Genomic DNA, 16,981 nt, shown 5'->3' on the forward strand with positions numbered 1-16,981 from the left:
CTTCAAGTTCGATTTTGGCACAAGCAAAGCAAGCGCCAAACGCAGCATTGAGTCTACTAGGCTAAGCACCGCCTTAGATGACAAACAAAAACCAGAGCTTCGGCTCTGGTTTTTTTGCATTTGGCTTTAGAGCGTTGCAAACGCAACTATCCTCCATTCGAATCTCCGATCTAAATCACATTTATCCAATCAATTGAATTAATAGTAAAAAAAACGCCAATTTGTTCTAAAGCTTCTAAATTTATCGCCGTTACAGGGATTGAGAGAAATAAAATCGGATGTGCCAATGTGAGGTGAGAGACACAAAGGCCATCTATCCTAAATGCCTAAGGAGATCAGTATGGCAATTAATGTAAACACGAATGTGTCTGCAATGACTGCTCAGCGTTATCTGAATAACGCAGCAGAGAACACACAAAAATCAATGGAACGCTTGTCTTCGGGCTACAAAATCAACAGTGCGAAAGACGATGCAGCAGGTCTGCAAATCGCGAACCGATTGAATGTTCAAAGCCGCGGCTTAGATATGGCTGTAAAAAACGCAAACGATGGTATCTCTATTGCACAGACAGCTGAAGGTGCAATGGATGAAACAACTAACATCCTTCAACGTATGCGTGACCTATCTCTACAATCTGCAAACGGTTCTAACTCGAAAACTGAGCGTGTAGCAATCCAAGAAGAAGTGACGGCGCTCAATGACGAGCTAAATCGTATCGCGGAAACCACGTCTTTTGGTGGCAACCGTCTTCTAAATGGTACTTACGGTACTCAGTCGTTCCAAATCGGTTCTAATAGCGGCGAAGCAGTTATGCTGAGCATGAACGACATGCGCTCTGATAATGCACAAATGGGCGGATCTTCTTATAAAGCGGCTAACGCGAAAGATGAAAGTTGGACAGTTGCAGCGGGTTCAACCTTAACAATTGACCTAAATGACAAAGCGGGTAACGCAATGACTCAGATTGCTATCACTGGTAAAGAAGGTGATGACATCGAGCAACTTGCGACCTACATCAATGGTCAAACAGATCAAGTTCAAGCGTCTGTCGATGAAGACGGTGCTCTGCAAATCTTCGCAAGCAGCAACGGCGAAGCGGACAGTGCTTCACTAACGTTCGGTGGTTCACTTGCAGGCGGTTCTGAGCTTGACCTATCTGGCGCAGCAAGCGCAGTGTCAGTTAATGACATCAACGTTACTTCTGTAGGTGGTGCACAAGAATCAGTAGCGATTCTAGATGCGGCGCTAAAATACGTAGACAGTAACCGTGCAGAACTTGGTGCGTTCCAAAACCGCTTTAATCACGCAATCAATAACTTAGATAACATCAACGAAAACGTTAATGCATCTAAGAGCCGTATCAAAGATACCGATTACGCGAAAGAAACGACGGCAATGACCAAGAACCAAATCCTGCAGCAAGCGAGTACTTCAATTCTAGCTCAAGCGAAGCAATCGCCTTCAGCTGCACTTAGCCTACTAGGCTAAAAAAGGCTTACACCTTAGGCAAGTGTGTTGGTGATAGGGTTACTCTATCACCAACTTCCAATTTCAAGCTTATTGCTCAACTAGTTTTACCCCAGTTGGAGTTGGACAATAGAGAAGGTTAGAAACGGGAGAACGAAAGTGGATATCTCATCCTACGCGTCGAACATTCAGCCTTTTGCCTCTTCTAGTGGCACAGAACTTGCTTCGAAAAATACTAATAAAACAACACCATCAGTTGATACCGATAAAGGCTCACAGCCGAAAAAGGTCAATGAACTGAGAACGGCGGAAAGTGTGGCGTTTTCTAGCCAGAAAACTTCCGAATTGATTCAGAAAATTGCGACCGAGCGTCATGACCTCAATCAGGCAGAACGTGAAAATATGGTCAAACGTCTAGATGAGTTTCTCACCTCAATGAATACGGGATTATCGTTTCGAAGAGATGAAGAATCAGGGCGCGACATCATTACTGTTTATGCGAAAGACAGCGGTGAGATCATTCGTCAATTTCCAGATCAAGAGCTTCTCGACGTACTAAAGCGTGTTGAAAAACATGGCGCACTCAGCATTGACATGTTGGTGTAGTCGCATCACTAAGATGCAATAGTATTAAATTCGAAGTGGTTTGGTGAATATGGGCCCGATAGGGATGTCTTCAGGCATGGATATCAATTCCATGGTGAGCAAAATAGTCGATGCTGAGCGGATTCCGAAACAGCAACGTCTCGACTATGAGCGTAGCAAAATTGATACCGGTATAAGTGCCTACGGACGACTCAAAGAGTCACTAGATACGATGAAAAATCTTATGGCAAGCTTTCGCCAGGAGAAGGCGTTTGCGCTGAGAAGCGTCAACACCTCCGAAGAAAGCGTTGTCACGGCAACAGCGTCAACCGATGCTATTGCTGGCAAATACGCTGTCGATGTATTGCAGCTTGCTCAAAGCCATAAAATCGCTTCGGATGCTATTCCTGAAGATACGAAGTTTGGTCCAGGTAAGCTGCAAATTTCAATGGGTGATGACAGCTTTGATATTTCCCTTCGCAGTAATTCTCGCTTAACCGATGTGGTTCGTGCTATTAACGGCGCGAGTGACAATCCCGGCGTACGCGCATCTATCGTTAAAGACATTAACGGTCCTAGGCTAATCGTGGCGGCCAACCAATCAGGGGCTGAACATGCCTTGATAATTGAGGTGGACGCTGAGCCCGGCAACGATCTCTATCGATTCGAATACAAAACTATTGAGCAGCGCGTTAAGGCGTTGGAGCAAGCTCAGGCTGACGCTTTAGCTTTACTGGACATTCCATCCCCTGAGGAAGATGAAGCTAAAAAAGCAGACGAGGTGAATGAAGCCACTGCTAGTGAGTCTTTGACAGAGGAAAGCGCCAAGGAAGAGCAAAGCGCAGAATCTGTTGAGCAAGAGGCAACATCTGGCCGCCCTGAAGACACTATTCCCGGTTGGACAGAAACTGCATCAGGAACATTGATGGATTCCTATCAAGCGCCAGAGCCGGAGCTTGACCAAAAAGCACTAGAGAAATCGGGTGAGGTCCCGGGTTGGAGTAATACGGCCTCAGGCACTTTGACCGACTCTTATGTAACACCAAGTGAAGCGCAGGCTCAGTTAGAGCAAGAATTGGCCGATGAAAAAGCGGCTATTGCCCAAGCCGTTGCGGACGGTGATATGACCGAAGCGGAAGCCAAGCAACTAGAGCGCGCTAAGCTATCACCGGAAGAACGTGAACGTTTAGAAAAAGTAGAATCCGTTCAAGCTGAACTTGCCGAAGCACAACGGTCGCTGCAAATCTACAATGGCATGTCACAAGTCCAAGCGGCACAAGATTCAAAAGTTATACTCGACGGTATTGCTGAGCTATCAAGTCACAACAATGTCATTGAAGGTGCTATTGAAGGTGTGGATTTAACGTTGAAAGGCACGACCAAGCAAGGGGATCGTCCAGCTGAAATTGGTGTGGAATATGACCGTGCCAGTGTGCGTGCCGATATTGAGCAATTTGTCGCCGCCTACAACCAGTTTTATCAAGTGTCCAAAGAGCTTTCTAGTGCAGACCCCACAACAGGTCAAACCGGCCCGTTGGCGGGAGACAGTGTGGTGAGAAGTGCGGACTCGCGTTTGAAAAGTGTCTTTTCATCTGCAGTAGAAGGTGCTCCTGAGGGACTGGAGACATTAACTGAGTTTGGTGTCACTACGACACGCCAAGGTAATCTCGAAATAAACTATCAAATGCTCGATAAACAGTTGAATAATAACTTCAACAAGCTGGGCGAATTTTTCGGCGGCAACAACGGATTTGCCAAACGCGTCGAAGATGCCATTCACAGTATGACTGGCGTTACTGGGACGATTCGTACTCGAGAACAAAGCTTAGTTGAACAAAATTATCGACTGAATGACCAACAGGTCAATCTAGACCGTCGAATGGACAGCCTACAGAAGCGAACTCACGACAAATTTGCCGCCATGCAAGACGCCACAGGAAAGATGCAGTCGCAATTAGCGGGCATGATGAGCGCGATGGGTGGGTAAGCTGATGTTAAGAGTAGGGTCTACTAATTGAGCATATTCAAACAATTAGGTGATTTGGATCACCGTTTACAATCTGTTTTAGAAAATGATGAGCTGGATACTGAAGAAATTCACCTTCTGGTCGATAAGAGAGAACAGATAATCACGAAGTTAATAGCCGCTTGCCAAAGGAATCCGAACCTAAAGCAGAGTGATGAGTGGCTGCAAGTGGAACAGTCGACACGTCGAATTGCGATCCAGATGCAAACTAAAACGGATCAATTGGGACTGGAACTCAGAAAGTACCGACATGGTAGAAAGTCCCTACAGCAGTACCAAAAATTTATTTGAGAGGATAGTGATGCGTGGTTCATTACAAGCATATAAGAAAGTATCTGTAGACAGCCAATTGAGTGCTGCGTCACCGCACAAAGTTATCCAAATGCTAATGGGTGGTGCGATAGAAAGACTGATTCAAGCCAAAGCAGCGATGGAACAAGGCAATGTACCTGTGAAAGGCGAGCGTATCGGCAAAGCTTTAGACATCATTATTGCACTACGTAGTTGCTTGTCTATGGATGATGGCGGCGACATCGCTAAAAACCTCGATCAGTTATATGAATTCATGATTGCTCAAATCACAACGGCCAATCACGAAAACAACCCAAAACCAATTGATGATGTGATAGAGATCATACGAGAGATAAAATCTGCTTGGGATCAAATTCCTAGTGATTACCACAACTTAACAGCACAAGAAGTTGGAATCTAAGCGGAATTAACCTCTTAAAGTCAACGTGACAAAGTTGCTATATCAGAATAATGTCAATAGAATAGACGCCATTCCCAGCCTAATGGCGTTTTTTTATATCTAACCACTTGTTTTATAAATTGCTTGTCAATTTTATAAGGTGTTTTTTGGCTTTTGTTAGCTCGGCGTAAAATTGACGAATGACAAAAAATTGACGCCACTGTGGTTGGTTTTGATCAAGGCATAATTCCTGACTCATGCAAGGCTTAGCTAAACTTCTTGTTATTGCTGATGATCCGCAAATTCGCACTAATCTAAACACCATTTTGGAGTTTGTTGGTGAGCATTGTGTGGCGATTCCATCTACTGACATAAACCAAATCGATTGGTCCCAGACGTGGTCGGGTTGCATCGTAGGTGCTTTGGAAAGCCCAAATCTATCTCAAGTCTTGTTATCGCAGCTTTCGCTGTCTAATCATGTTCCTTTACTGGTGACGAGTGAATTTACTGGCGCGGTTGAGCCACTTTCCAACTTTGTTGGCGAGTTAGAGCTCCCTCTCAACTACCCGCAGCTCAGTGATGCACTGCGCCATTGTCGCGAGTTTTTGGGGCGTAAAGGCGTTCAGGTTCCGTCGAATCTTCGTAAAAATACGTTATTTCGTAGTTTAGTTGGACAAAGCCCTGGTATCCAGGAAGTCCGTCATCTGATTGAACAAGTCTCTGGTTCAGAAGCGAACGTGTTGATCCTGGGCGAGTCCGGCACGGGTAAGGAAGTTGTTGCTCGCAACATTCACTACCATTCAACTCGTCGTAGTGGGCCGTTTGTTCCAGTGAACTGTGGCGCGATTCCACCGGACTTGCTAGAAAGTGAGTTGTTTGGTCATGAGAAAGGCGCCTTTACGGGGGCGATCACTTCTCGTAAAGGACGTTTTGAGCTTGCTGATGGTGGTACCTTATTCCTTGACGAAATTGGTGATATGCCAATGCCGATGCAGGTCAAGTTACTGCGCGTATTGCAAGAGCGCGTGTTTGAGCGCGTTGGCGGCAGTAGTGTGATTAAAGCCAATGTGCGCATTGTTGCCGCAACGCACCGCGATCTTGAAAGTATGATCCAACAGGGTGACTTCCGTGAAGACTTGTTCTATCGCTTGAACGTTTTCCCGATTGAAATGCCATCGCTTCGAGAGCGCAAAGAAGATATTCCTCTGTTGTTGCAAGAGCTGCTAGCGCGAATGGAAGCAGAAGGGGGGCAACCTATCTGTTTCGCACCTCGTTCCGTTAATTCGTTAATGGAACATGATTGGCCGGGTAACGTTCGTGAACTTGCCAACCTTGTTGAACGTATGGTGATCTTGTATCCAAATAGCTTGGTGGATGTGAATCACCTTCCGGTTAAATACCGCTATAGTGATATCCCTGAATTCCAGCCAGAAATGAACGCGTTCAAGACGATTGAAGAACAAGAGCGTGATGCGCTCGATAGTATATTCGCGGAAAACTTTACCTTTGAAGAGGCTGAACTGGAAAGTCACAACGCACCTCAATCGTTACCACCTGAAGGTGTTAACCTGAAGGAAATGCTGGCCGACCTCGAAGTGAATATGATCAGCCAAGCTTTGGATGCTCAAGAAGGTATCGTTGCTCGTGCTGCTGATATGCTTGGTATGCGTCGTACCACCCTTGTTGAAAAAATGCGTAAGTATAACTTACACCGCTAGATTGGCGTTGTTTGCGATGTGATTCAACTCACACTTAATTTGTGGCGACAATTTATTGACGCGTCTAACCTGTTGAAATATATGAACTTAAGCCCGGCATGCTTTTTGCATTTTCGGGCTTAAGTCTTTTATGGGCTACATATTTCTGCGAGTCGTATTTGAGAAGGAACATCTCGTAAATGGATCAGATGGCAACGGGCGTATCACAACAAGATGAGCAATCAAGCTCGCACTTAGACTCCTTGGAATCGCAAGTAGAACGATATCAGCAGGTGATAGAAGCGATGCCTGCAGGTGTTATTTTGTTGGATACACAAGGCGTGGTCAGGGAAGCGAACCCAGAAGCGCACCGTATTCTCGATATTCCTCTTGTTGGACAGAAATGGTTTCACCTAATTCAAGTCGTTTTTGACCCCAAAGAAGACGATGGTCATGAAGTCTCTCTGCGCAATGGTCGCAAGGTTAGACTGGCTATTTCTGCTTCTTCAACCGGACAGTTGATTCTCATTACCGACCTGACTGAGACGCGCTTGTTGCAATCAAGAGTCAGTGATTTACAGCGTTTATCGTCTTTGGGAAGAATGGTCGCTTCACTTGCTCATCAGGTTCGTACGCCGTTATCCAGTGCTATGTTGTATGCCTCTAACCTTGGCGCGCCTAACCTTCCACAACCTACTCGTGAACGCTTTCAAATCAAGTTGGTCGACAGGCTCCATGATCTTGAGAAGCAGGTCAATGACATGTTGTTGTTTGCAAAGGGGGGCGACAATAAGGTCATAAAGCCGTTCACCTTAAAACAGCTGGTGGATGAGTATCAGCCGATGGTTGAGACCACACTAAAAAGCAACAACATCGACTATTGCTTAGAAGTAGAGCAAGAAGAAGTGGCGCTGCTTGGTAACGTCAATGCGGTTGCTTCTGCCTTGAGTAACCTTGTACTTAATGCCGTGCAAATTGCAGGTAAAGGGTCGCAAGTGGATGTGTTTTTCCGTCCAGTTAATAACGAATTAAAAATCTCTGTTCAAGACAGTGGACCAGGCGTGCCTGCTGAACTGCAACAGAAAATAATGGAACCGTTTTTTACTACTCGTTCACAAGGCACGGGCCTTGGTCTTGCGGTAGTGCAAATGGTTTGCCGTGCTCATGAAGGACGGCTTGAATTGATATCAGAAGAGGATGATGGCGCATGTTTTACCATGTGTTTGCCATTGGCAACGTCATCTCAAGAAGTAACAAATGAAGGAATAAGCTGATGGCTCAAAGCAAAGTACTTATCGTAGAGGATGATGAAGGTCTTCGCGAAGCTCTCGTCGATACATTGGCTCTTGCAGGTTATGAGTGGGTCGAAGCCGATTGCGCTGAAGATGCCCTAGTGAAACTCAAAACTCAGCCGGTAGATATTGTTGTTTCCGATGTGCAGATGGCGGGTATGGGCGGATTAGCGCTCCTGCGAAATATTAAGCAGCATTGGCCTAATTTACCTGTGTTGTTAATGACAGCTTATGCCAACATTGAAGATGCCGTCGCCGCCATGAAGGAAGGTGCGATTGATTACATGGCGAAACCTTTTGCGCCGGAAGTGTTGTTGAATATGGTCAGTCGTTATGCGCCAGTGAAGTCAGATGATAATGGTGATGCGGTCGTTGCGGATGCTAAGAGTATTCAATTGCTTTCTTTGGCTGAAAAAGTTGCTAAGACTGACGCCAGTGTCATGGTGTTGGGGCCGAGTGGCTCAGGTAAGGAAGTCATGTCACGCTATATCCATAACAAATCGCTACGTGCGGATGGCCCTTTTGTTGCAATCAACTGTGCGGCGATTCCTGACAACATGTTAGAAGCGACCCTATTTGGCTATGAGAAAGGGGCGTTTACAGGTGCTATTCAAGCTTGTCCGGGCAAATTTGAACAAGCTCAAGGTGGCACCATCCTGCTTGATGAAATCAGTGAAATGGACTTAAACCTTCAAGCTAAATTACTTCGAGTACTACAAGAGCGTGAGGTGGAACGTTTAGGCAGTCGTAAAAGCATTGCGCTAGACGTTCGTGTATTGGCGACCAGTAACCGCGATCTTAAACAATATGTTCAGGAAGGTAACTTCCGTGAAGACTTATATTATCGTTTAAATGTGTTCCCAATTGCGTGGCCAGCTCTATGTGAGCGACCTGGAGATATCGCGCCTCTCGCTCGTCATTTAACCGAGCGCCACTGTAAGAAATTGGGAATGCCAGTACCAGAATTTGGTCAGTCAGCGTTAGCAAAACTCATGAGCTACCCTTGGCCGGGTAACGTTCGCGAGCTAGATAATGTAGTGCAACGCGCTTTGATCTTATGTGACGAGTCGACTATTTCCGCTGAGCATATTTTATTAGAAGGTGTGGACTGGCAAGATGCGTCGAGCTTACAACAAGTAGTGTCGAGCCCTGAACAAGTTGCACCGGAGATTGCTCCTGTTGCTCAGGTTTCAAGTGATATGATGGGCCGCAGCGCAGCATCAAGTGAAGGCCTGGGCGGTGAACTTCGTGACCAAGAGTTTTCAATTATTCTGGAGACGCTCAAAGAGTGCGAAGGTCGCCGTAAAGAAATGGCGGAGAAACTTGGTATTAGCCCACGAACCTTGCGCTATAAGTTAGCAAAGATGCGCGATGCTGGTATTGAGATCCCGAGCTAAGATGTGACCTTTAGTGTTGGTTTAGAGCTAACACTTTAGGTTTAAACCATGGCATAATTTTTGCAATTTTCAGGAAAGAATCAAGATATTGTAAGGACACTGTCAAAAGATTGACGGCGATTGATAAAGCATGAAAGTAGACGGATTACACAATGAAATGCAGACCATGATGTTGGAAGCGGCCAACTCAAAGCCTGCAGCAAACGCCCACCAGGTTGGTGCTAACTTTGGCGACATGCTTTCTCAAGCGGTGAATAACGTGAATGGTCTGCAAAAATCATCCGGTGATCTGCAAATGCGTTTTGACCGAGGGGATGCAGACGTATCTCTTTCTGATGTCATGATCGCTCGAAATAAGTCTAGCGTCGCCTTTGAAGCAACCATTCAAGTGAGAAATAAGCTTGTAGAAGCTTATAAAGAACTCATGAATATGCCCGTTTAATCTAGGTAGTAAAAAGTAGTGGCTCAAGAAAATCATTCGACAGACGTAGCGTTAATGGATAGTGGTTCAGATACCGCAATGGTGACGAGCTCAGACATCGCCGCAGAAAGTCAAAATCCAGACATCAACGAGAAAAGCAGCTCTAAGTTTGACTTAGCCGTAGGCGATCTCGATCTTCTCAGACAAATCGTGCTAGTGCTGTCTATCTCTATTTGTGTGGCGCTCATCGTGATGTTGTTCTTCTGGGTTAAAGAGCCAGAGATGCGCCCGTTAGGCGTATATGAGACCGAAGAGCTTATTCCAGTTCTTGATTATCTTGACCAAAAGAAAGTGCAATACAAGTTAGAAGGTAATGCGTTGAGTGTTCCTGCGAGTGAATACAATAACCTCAAACTTGATATGGTGCGTGCAGGAATAAATCGGGCATCAAACACCGGAGACGATATCCTGATGCAGGATATGGGATTTGGTGTTTCTCAGCGTCTTGAACAAGAACGTCTTAAGCTAAGCCGCGAAAGGCAATTAGGCAAAGCTATCGAGCAGATGAAGCAAGTGCGCACCGCTCGTGTGCTTTTGGCACTGCCAAAACAAAGTGTTTTTGTTCGCCATAATCAAGAGGCATCCGCTTCAGTCTTTCTCACCCTAGCCACAGGCGCTGTATTAAGGCAGCAAGAAGTCGACTCCGTTGTGGATATGGTGGCGAGTGCGGTACCGGGCATGAAGCCATCACGTATTACCGTTACTGATCAGCATGGTCGCCTATTGAGTTCGGGCTCTCAAGATGCCGCTTCTATGGCGCGTCGAAAAGAGCAAGAACTAGAGCGAAATCAAGAGCAAACGCTACGTGAGAAAATTGATTCGGTATTGATTCCGATTCTTGGTTTAGGTAACTACACCGCGCAAGTTGATATTGAACTCGACTTTAGCGCCGTTGAGCAAACGCGCAAGCGCTTTGACCCAAATACGCCAGCAACTCGAAGTGAATACACCTTAGAAGACTACAACAACGGCAATGTTGTGGCCGGTGTACCGGGTGCACTTAGCAACCAGCCACCTGCTGATGCTTCTATTCCTACCGATGTCGCGCAAATGAAAGATGGTTCAATCATGGGGCAGGGTTCAGTTCACAAAGAAGCGACACGTAACTTTGAACTCGATACCACGATTAGTCATGAGCGCAAACAAAGTGGTGTGGTAAATCGCCAGACCGTTGCGGTTGCAATCAAAAACCGTTCAAGCGTGGACCCAGATACGGGCGAGGTCACCTATCAGCCGCGTTCAGAGAGTGAACTGGCTGCAATTCGACAAGTACTTATCGGTGCCGTTGGTTTTAATGAAAACCGTGGTGATTTACTCAATGTCTTGAGTATGACGTTTGAAGAGCCTGCCGCGGATCTATTACCAGATGTACCAATCTGGGAGCACCCTAATTTCAATGATTGGATTCGCTGGTTTGCGAGTGCCTTGGTGATCATCGTTGTGGTCTTTGTTCTAATTAGACCGGCAATGAAGAAACTGCTTAACCCGGCAGCTCAGGAAGACGACGACCAGCTTTACGGTCCAGATGGTCTGCCGCTTGGCGCTGATGGTGAAACCAGCTTGATCGGTACTGATATTGACGGCAGTGAGTTGTTCGAGTTTAGTACCGGTATTGACCTACCAAACCTACACAAAGATGAAGATGTGCTTAAAGCAGTGCGAGCGCTGGTGGCGAACGAACCAGAACTAGCTGCACAAGTTGTTAAAAATTGGATGGCTGAAAACTAATGGCAAATGAGATCGTGGCAGCAAATGGCGGCCAACTTGCAGAAACCAGTGTCGACATTTCTAGCATTGGTGGAGATGAAAAAGCGGCTATTTTGCTACTCAGTTTGAATGAATCCGACGCGGCCAGCATCATTCGTCATCTTGAACCTAAACAAGTTCAGCGTGTAGGTAGTGCTATGGCGAAAGCCAGCGATCTGAGCCAAGATAAAGTGGGGGCGGTTCACCGCGCCTTCTTAGAAGATATCCAAAAGTACACCAATATTGGTATGGGTAGTGAAGACTTCATGCGCAATACTTTGGTAGCTGCGCTAGGTGAAGATAAAGCCAACAACCTTGTGGACCAAATCCTTCTGGGCACGGGCTCCAAAGGTTTGGATTCATTGAAATGGATGGACCCACGTCAAGTTGCCAGCATCATTGTCAACGAACACCCACAAATTCAAACGATCGTACTTTCTTACTTGGAAGCTGATCAATCGGCAGAAATTCTTTCTCAGTTCCCTGAGAGAGTTCGTCTTGATTTGATGATGCGTATTGCGAACTTGGAAGAAGTTCAGCCGTCTGCTTTAGCAGAACTGAACGAGATCATGGAGAAGCAGTTCGCAGGCCAAGCAGGAGCTCAAGCGGCGAAAATTGGCGGCCTGAAGGCGGCAGCGGAGATCATGAACTACCTCGACAACAACGTCGAAGGGATTCTTATGGATCAAATTCGCGACCAAGACGAAGATATGGCGACTCAGATTCAAGATCTTATGTTTGTATTCGAGAACCTTATCGAAGTGGACGACCAAGGTATCCAAAAGCTGCTTAGAGATGTGCCGCAAGATGTGTTGCAACGTGCTCTTAAAGGAGCCGATGATGCGCTTAAAGAGAAGATTTTCGACAACATGTCGAAACGTGCTGCTGACATGATGCGTGAAGATATTGAGGCAATGCCGCCAGTACGTGTTGCTGATGTAGAAACGGCACAGAAAGAAATTCTCACGATTGCTAGACGAATGGCGGACAACGGTGAGCTGATGCTTTCTGGTGGCGCAGATGAGTTCCTATAAAAATTCATAACATATTCACTTAGAACACTTTCTGAAGAATAAAAGGGAAGGCTTGATGTCTGGAGATAGAAAACGTGGCTTTTTGCGTCCGTCAGAAGACAATACCATAGAGTCTGCTCATTCTTGGGGGTTACCAGATTACACCTCTCAAACTAATCAACATGCCAAAGAAACTGCGCTGAACTACGATCCTGGCTGGGCTCCTCTAGAAGAAGCACCAGCTGAAGAAGAGCCTCTGATGCTCACTGAAGAACAGATTGAGCAGATCAAACAAGGTGCTTATCAAGAGGGCTTGTTCCAAGGCCAAGAAGCCGGTTTTAAGCAAGGCTACGACAAAGGCAAGGACGAGGGGACTCAAGCAGGACATGCAGAGGGACTTGAGTTAGGCAAAGCGGAAGGCGTTGCTGCGGGTGAAGAGTACATTAAGCAGCAGGTTGAAGTCTTCATGAACATGGCGAACCAATTTGCTCAACCGTTAGAGCTAATGAACAACCAAGTTGAAAAACAATTGGTCGACATGGTGCTCGCGTTGACTAAGGAAGTGGTGCATGTTGAGGTACAAACCAATTCGCAAGTCATTCTCGATACCGTTAAGCAATCGGTCGACGCGTTACCGATTGTGGGTCATGCAATTACGTTAAAACTTCATCCGGCTGATGTTGATATTATCCGTGCCGCTTATGGTGATGAAGAGCTTGATATTCGCAATTGGACGCTTGTTATTGAACCGTCACTCAATCGTGGTGATGTATTTATCGAAGCGGGTGAATCGAGCGTGAGTTACAAACTCGAAGAGCGCGTGAAAAGCGTATTACAAAGTTTTTGTGGGACCAATCGCCATCAGGGAGGCGAGTGATGCAAGCACTTGCCGAGCGACTGGCCAATTACAAAATTGAAGGGCATAAGTCTCGCGCGATTGCGTCTGGCAAATTGGTTCGTGTTGTTGGATTAACGCTCGAAGCCGTCGGTTGCAAAGCGCCCATTGGTAGTGTGTGTAAAGTGGAAACCATGCACGGCGAAATGGACGCTGAAGTGGTAGGTTTCTCCGGTGAACATTTGTACCTGATGCCAAGTGAACAGATTACCGGTGTGCTTCCTGGCGCTCGGGTAACGCCAATGACTTCTGATGCTGGACTTCCAGTGGGAATGGAACTACTCGGTCGAGTTATTGATGGCGTGGGGAACCCACTTGATGGACTGGGTGAAATCTATACAGATAAACGCGCGTCGTTCAATGCAGAGCCTATCAACCCACTAGCACGCAAACCTATTTCCGAACCACTTGATGTTGGCCTTAAAGCCATTAATGGCTTACTGACCGTTGGCAAAGGCCAGCGTATTGGTCTTTTTGCAGGTTCAGGTGTTGGTAAGTCGGTCACGCTAGGTATGATGACCCGTGGTACAACGGCACAAGTGGTTGTGGTGGGACTGATTGGTGAACGTGGCCGAGAAGTTAAAGAATTTATCGAAGAGATTCTAGGGACATCGGGTCGTGAGCGTTCGGTGGTCGTTGCAGCACCGGCTGATGCGTCACCACTTATGCGTTTGAAAGGCTGTCAAACCGCTTTAACCATTGCTGAGTACTTCCGTGATCAAGGGCTTGATGTCTTACTCCTAATGGACTCGTTAACTCGTTTTGCGCAGGCGCAGCGTGAGATTGCGCTTTCAGTAGGTGAGCCACCTGCGACCAAAGGTTATCCGCCGTCGGTCTTTGCCAAGCTCCCTGCTTTAGTTGAGCGTGCGGGCAACGGCGATGTGAATCAAGGCTCCATTACTGCGTTCTTCACTGTGCTTACCGAAGGGGATGACTTACAAGATCCTATCGCTGATGCGGCGAGGGCGATTTTGGATGGTCATATCGTGCTGTCTCGTGAAATGGCAGATGCTGGTCACTATCCGGCCATTGATGTAGAAAAATCGGTGAGTCGTGTCATGCCACAAATTACCGATGATCAACATGTACTAATGTCTAAAGCTGTTAGGCAGGTGCTATCGGTTTGCCGCAAAAATCAAGATCTGGTCTCCATCGGTGCTTACAAACCTGGAACCGACCCTGCTATTGATAGCGCCTTTACGCTCAAACCTAAACTTGACCAGTATTTACAACAAAGTATGCGTGAAACTGTGCCATACGATATGTGTTTGGGTATGCTCAAGCAACTGTTGCAGGTAAACTGATTCGGTTATGGATAATGCTCTCGATTTTCTTCTAGAACAAGCCAAAGACAGCGAGCAACAAGCGGTGTTAGCTCTCAACAAAGCACTATCAGAGCTCGAAGACTATTACAACCAAGTAAGGCAAATTGAGCAGTATCGCCTGGATTACTGTAACCAGCTTGTAGAGCGTGGTAAAGGAGGACTGACGGCGAGTGAGTATGGTCACCTAAATCGTTTTTTGACACAGCTAGATGAGACGTTAACCAAGCAAAAATCCGCAGAAAGTCACTTCAAACAACAGGTCGAAGACTGCCAAGACTACTGGCACAACACTCGTAAACAACGTCGTTCCTATGAGTGGCTTATCGATAAAAAAGCCACAGAGAAACAACTGCAAGAACAAAAGCTTGAGCAAAAGCAGATGGATGAGTTTTCTAATCTGCTTTTCGCTCGTCGTCGCTCTGCTCGTTAACCCTATCCTTAAGTAAAATTTACGCTTCGGTACAAATTTTGCATCGTTAGATGACATAACTGTAAGCGGCGGCATTTTGCCACCTAGCGTATTTAACTCTTCTTTACGGGCCTTAATGGAATGAGTCTGGCAATTACTAACAACAGTATTTCAGCGACACCAAATGCTAAGTCTAGTGACAAAACCACCTTGGTCGATTCCGTCGATAACGCGGAAGAACAGGGCTTTTTTGATAAGCTTAAAAGCGCAATTTCTTCAGAAAATACTGAGGAAAACCAAAAGGTTGAAGGAAAAAAGCTAGGAGATAAGGTGACGTCGAATTCGACGGGCGCTTTATTGGAAGATGGTGCTGAAGTAAGTGGTGAGGTAGGAAAAGCTACTGAGACCACTAAGTCTTCACAAGACGCCTCAACGGTAGTAAAGAGTCAGGCGAGTGATGAAGATGCGGAGGGCGCGGAAGATAAGGGCGTCAAAAAAATGGCGGCGACCGGAGGTGCTATAGCTGTTAGCGATGAGACGCTTCGCTCGGATTCTCAAGGCAGTGGTGTCGAAGCCAAAAAAACCGTGAATGACAGTGCTGAATTGCTCAATCGTTTAGATGAATCGAATAGTGCGTTAAAACCCAAATCAACGTCAGTTGAGTCTCAAGATGAAGCCAAATTAGCAGGAGCCGCGATATTAGGGGCTGCGACTGTAAACGCTCAAAGCACTCAAACGACGAATCAAGTCGATGGAAGCGTAGCATCAATGAGTGGCGACGGCTCGTCATTAGAGAAACAAAGCAAAAATGCTCTCGCTGCTGATGGAGTTACCAATGACGCTACCGCAGAAGAAATGGCGGCTGGAGTCGTGGCACTTTCAGCGTCTCAGGGTAATCCTTCGCAAAGTGGGTCTACGTCACATAACCCTACACAAGGTAGTGCTTCGGTTTCTAGCAATAACCTCGAAGGGTCGAATACATCTAAGGCGGTCGCTGCAGGAGCGGCAGCACATTTAACGTCTGGCCAAGAAGCGAAAACAACCACGGTTGATGGGGACACAAAAGCTAGCATACAAAACCAGATTGCCTGGTCTAAGCCTGATGCAGAGCATGGCAGCAAATTGGACGCCAAAACTCTAGCAGCGACGGCTTTTACTGCAGATAAGCTGCATTCGAGTACGAGTCAAAGTGCCGCTATGGCGACGTCGGCGACGCACGCAACAGCAGTGCCATTACATAGTGCAAGTCAAGCTGGCTCAGAAGGCGCGATGACTGCGAGTGTATTAGCAGCTAATGCGGCCAAAACAAGTAACAGTGCCAATAATCCATCGTTAACCTCGGGCAGTGCGAGTTTAGCTGGCGTGCAAAAACAAAAAGGAGCAGCTGGCCTTGGACAAGCAAATGACGGCTCTGCCGGCATAACGCATGCAGCTGCAGGCGTGACTGCTAATCAACTGCGAGCTGAGCAATCACAAGCACCTGCAAACGTACAGTCGCCTTTGGTACTCACTAAAGAGAACGCGAGTGACCAAGTGGCAGAGCGCGTTCAAATGATGATGGCGAAAAACTTGAAGCATGTGGATATTCGTTTAGATCCACCAGACTTAGGTCGAATGCAAATTCGCATGAGTTTAAATAATGATTCTGCAACGGTGCATTTTACGGTTCAAAACCAACAAACGCGCGATATGGTTGATCAAGCGATGCCAAGGCTTCGTGAAATGCTGTCTCAACAAGGGATTCAACTGGCGGATTCGTCGGTTCAGCAACAGAGTCAAGGTCAGCAACAACGTCATGCTTCTCACGAGTCTAGTGGCTCTGGCTCTCAGTCTGGTAGTCAGTCGAATCATGGTGTCGATGATACTGAAGAAAGCGTAAGCTTGAACGTGAATGTTGCCAATAAAAAAGATGGTATTAGTTACTACGCCTAAGGCGAGTAATCTCATGGAAAATAG

At 46.5% G+C, this 16,981-nt stretch carries 15 protein-coding genes; all 15 read left to right on the forward strand.

Going from position 1 to position 16,981, the window contains the following annotated elements; all coding sequences use genetic code 11:
* Positions 1–340: 340 nt before the first annotated feature.
* The 15 genes from AWH66_RS12615 to AWH66_RS12685 all read left to right on the forward strand — a co-directional run bounded on the left by AWH66_RS12615 (position 341) and on the right by AWH66_RS12685 (position 16,957).
* On the forward strand, positions 341–1,489 hold the full coding sequence (locus tag AWH66_RS12615; protein ID WP_063606407.1) for a flagellin: 1,149 nt from the start codon (positions 341–343) through the stop codon (positions 1,487–1,489).
* A 138-nt stretch (positions 1,490–1,627) separates the two neighbouring features.
* On the forward strand, positions 1,628–2,074 hold the full coding sequence (locus tag AWH66_RS12620; RefSeq protein ID WP_063606408.1) for a flagellar protein FlaG: 447 nt from the start codon (positions 1,628–1,630) through the stop codon (positions 2,072–2,074).
* Between the two features lie 43 nt (positions 2,075–2,117).
* Complete coding sequence (gene fliD, locus AWH66_RS12625; RefSeq protein WP_063606409.1) at positions 2,118–4,040, forward strand: flagellar filament capping protein FliD; 1,923 nt, start codon at positions 2,118–2,120, stop codon at positions 4,038–4,040.
* Positions 4,041–4,067: 27 nt separating this feature from the next.
* On the forward strand, positions 4,068–4,370 hold the full coding sequence (locus tag AWH66_RS12630; RefSeq protein WP_063606410.1) for a hypothetical protein: 303 nt from the start codon (positions 4,068–4,070) through the stop codon (positions 4,368–4,370).
* A gap of 10 nt (positions 4,371–4,380) precedes the next feature.
* Entirely contained in the window at positions 4,381–4,791 is a 411-nt protein-coding gene (fliS, locus tag AWH66_RS12635) for a flagellar export chaperone FliS (RefSeq protein WP_006069957.1), read from the forward strand.
* Positions 4,792–5,027: 236 nt separating this feature from the next.
* On the forward strand, positions 5,028–6,488 hold the full coding sequence (locus tag AWH66_RS12640) for a sigma-54 dependent transcriptional regulator (protein WP_063606411.1): 1,461 nt from the start codon (positions 5,028–5,030) through the stop codon (positions 6,486–6,488).
* Positions 6,489–6,667: 179 nt separating this feature from the next.
* Positions 6,668–7,741: a sensor histidine kinase gene (locus AWH66_RS12645; protein WP_083400032.1), complete on the forward strand. Its 1,074-nt coding sequence runs from the start codon at positions 6,668–6,670 to the stop codon at positions 7,739–7,741.
* Entirely contained in the window at positions 7,741–9,156 is a 1,416-nt protein-coding gene (locus AWH66_RS12650) for a sigma-54-dependent transcriptional regulator (protein WP_063606412.1), read from the forward strand. Before AWH66_RS12645 ends, AWH66_RS12650 begins: the two co-directional genes overlap by 1 nt.
* Before the next feature lie 130 nt (positions 9,157–9,286).
* Complete coding sequence (gene fliE / locus AWH66_RS12655; RefSeq protein WP_006069961.1) at positions 9,287–9,598, forward strand: flagellar hook-basal body complex protein FliE; 312 nt, start codon at positions 9,287–9,289, stop codon at positions 9,596–9,598.
* A gap of 54 nt (positions 9,599–9,652) precedes the next feature.
* Positions 9,653–11,365: a flagellar basal-body MS-ring/collar protein FliF gene (gene fliF, locus AWH66_RS12660; protein ID WP_394629034.1), complete on the forward strand. Its 1,713-nt coding sequence runs from the start codon at positions 9,653–9,655 to the stop codon at positions 11,363–11,365.
* Positions 11,365–12,417, forward strand: coding sequence for a flagellar motor switch protein FliG (gene fliG, locus AWH66_RS12665; protein WP_006069963.1), 1,053 nt, complete (start codon positions 11,365–11,367; stop codon positions 12,415–12,417). Before fliF ends, fliG begins: the two co-directional genes overlap by 1 nt.
* A gap of 55 nt (positions 12,418–12,472) precedes the next feature.
* Positions 12,473–13,273 carry a flagellar assembly protein FliH gene (gene fliH, locus AWH66_RS12670; protein ID WP_063606414.1) on the forward strand — a complete coding sequence of 267 codons (801 nt, stop codon included), beginning with the start codon at positions 12,473–12,475 and terminating at the stop codon, positions 13,271–13,273.
* Positions 13,273–14,595: a flagellar protein export ATPase FliI gene (gene fliI, locus AWH66_RS12675; RefSeq protein ID WP_063606415.1), complete on the forward strand. Its 1,323-nt coding sequence runs from the start codon at positions 13,273–13,275 to the stop codon at positions 14,593–14,595. Before fliH ends, fliI begins: the two co-directional genes overlap by 1 nt.
* Positions 14,596–14,602: 7 nt before the next feature.
* The gene (fliJ, locus tag AWH66_RS12680; RefSeq protein WP_063606416.1) at positions 14,603–15,046 is read left to right on the forward strand and encodes a flagellar export protein FliJ; all 444 of its coding nucleotides are present in this window, start codon (positions 14,603–14,605) and stop codon (positions 15,044–15,046) included.
* A 120-nt stretch (positions 15,047–15,166) separates the two neighbouring features.
* Complete coding sequence (locus AWH66_RS12685; RefSeq protein WP_063606417.1) at positions 15,167–16,957, forward strand: flagellar hook-length control protein FliK; 1,791 nt, start codon at positions 15,167–15,169, stop codon at positions 16,955–16,957.
* Positions 16,958–16,981: the final 24 nt, after the last annotated feature.

Origin of the sequence: Vibrio barjaei (assembly GCF_001639065.2) — a bacterium.
Lineage (GTDB): Bacteria > Pseudomonadota > Gammaproteobacteria > Enterobacterales > Vibrionaceae > Vibrio > Vibrio barjaei.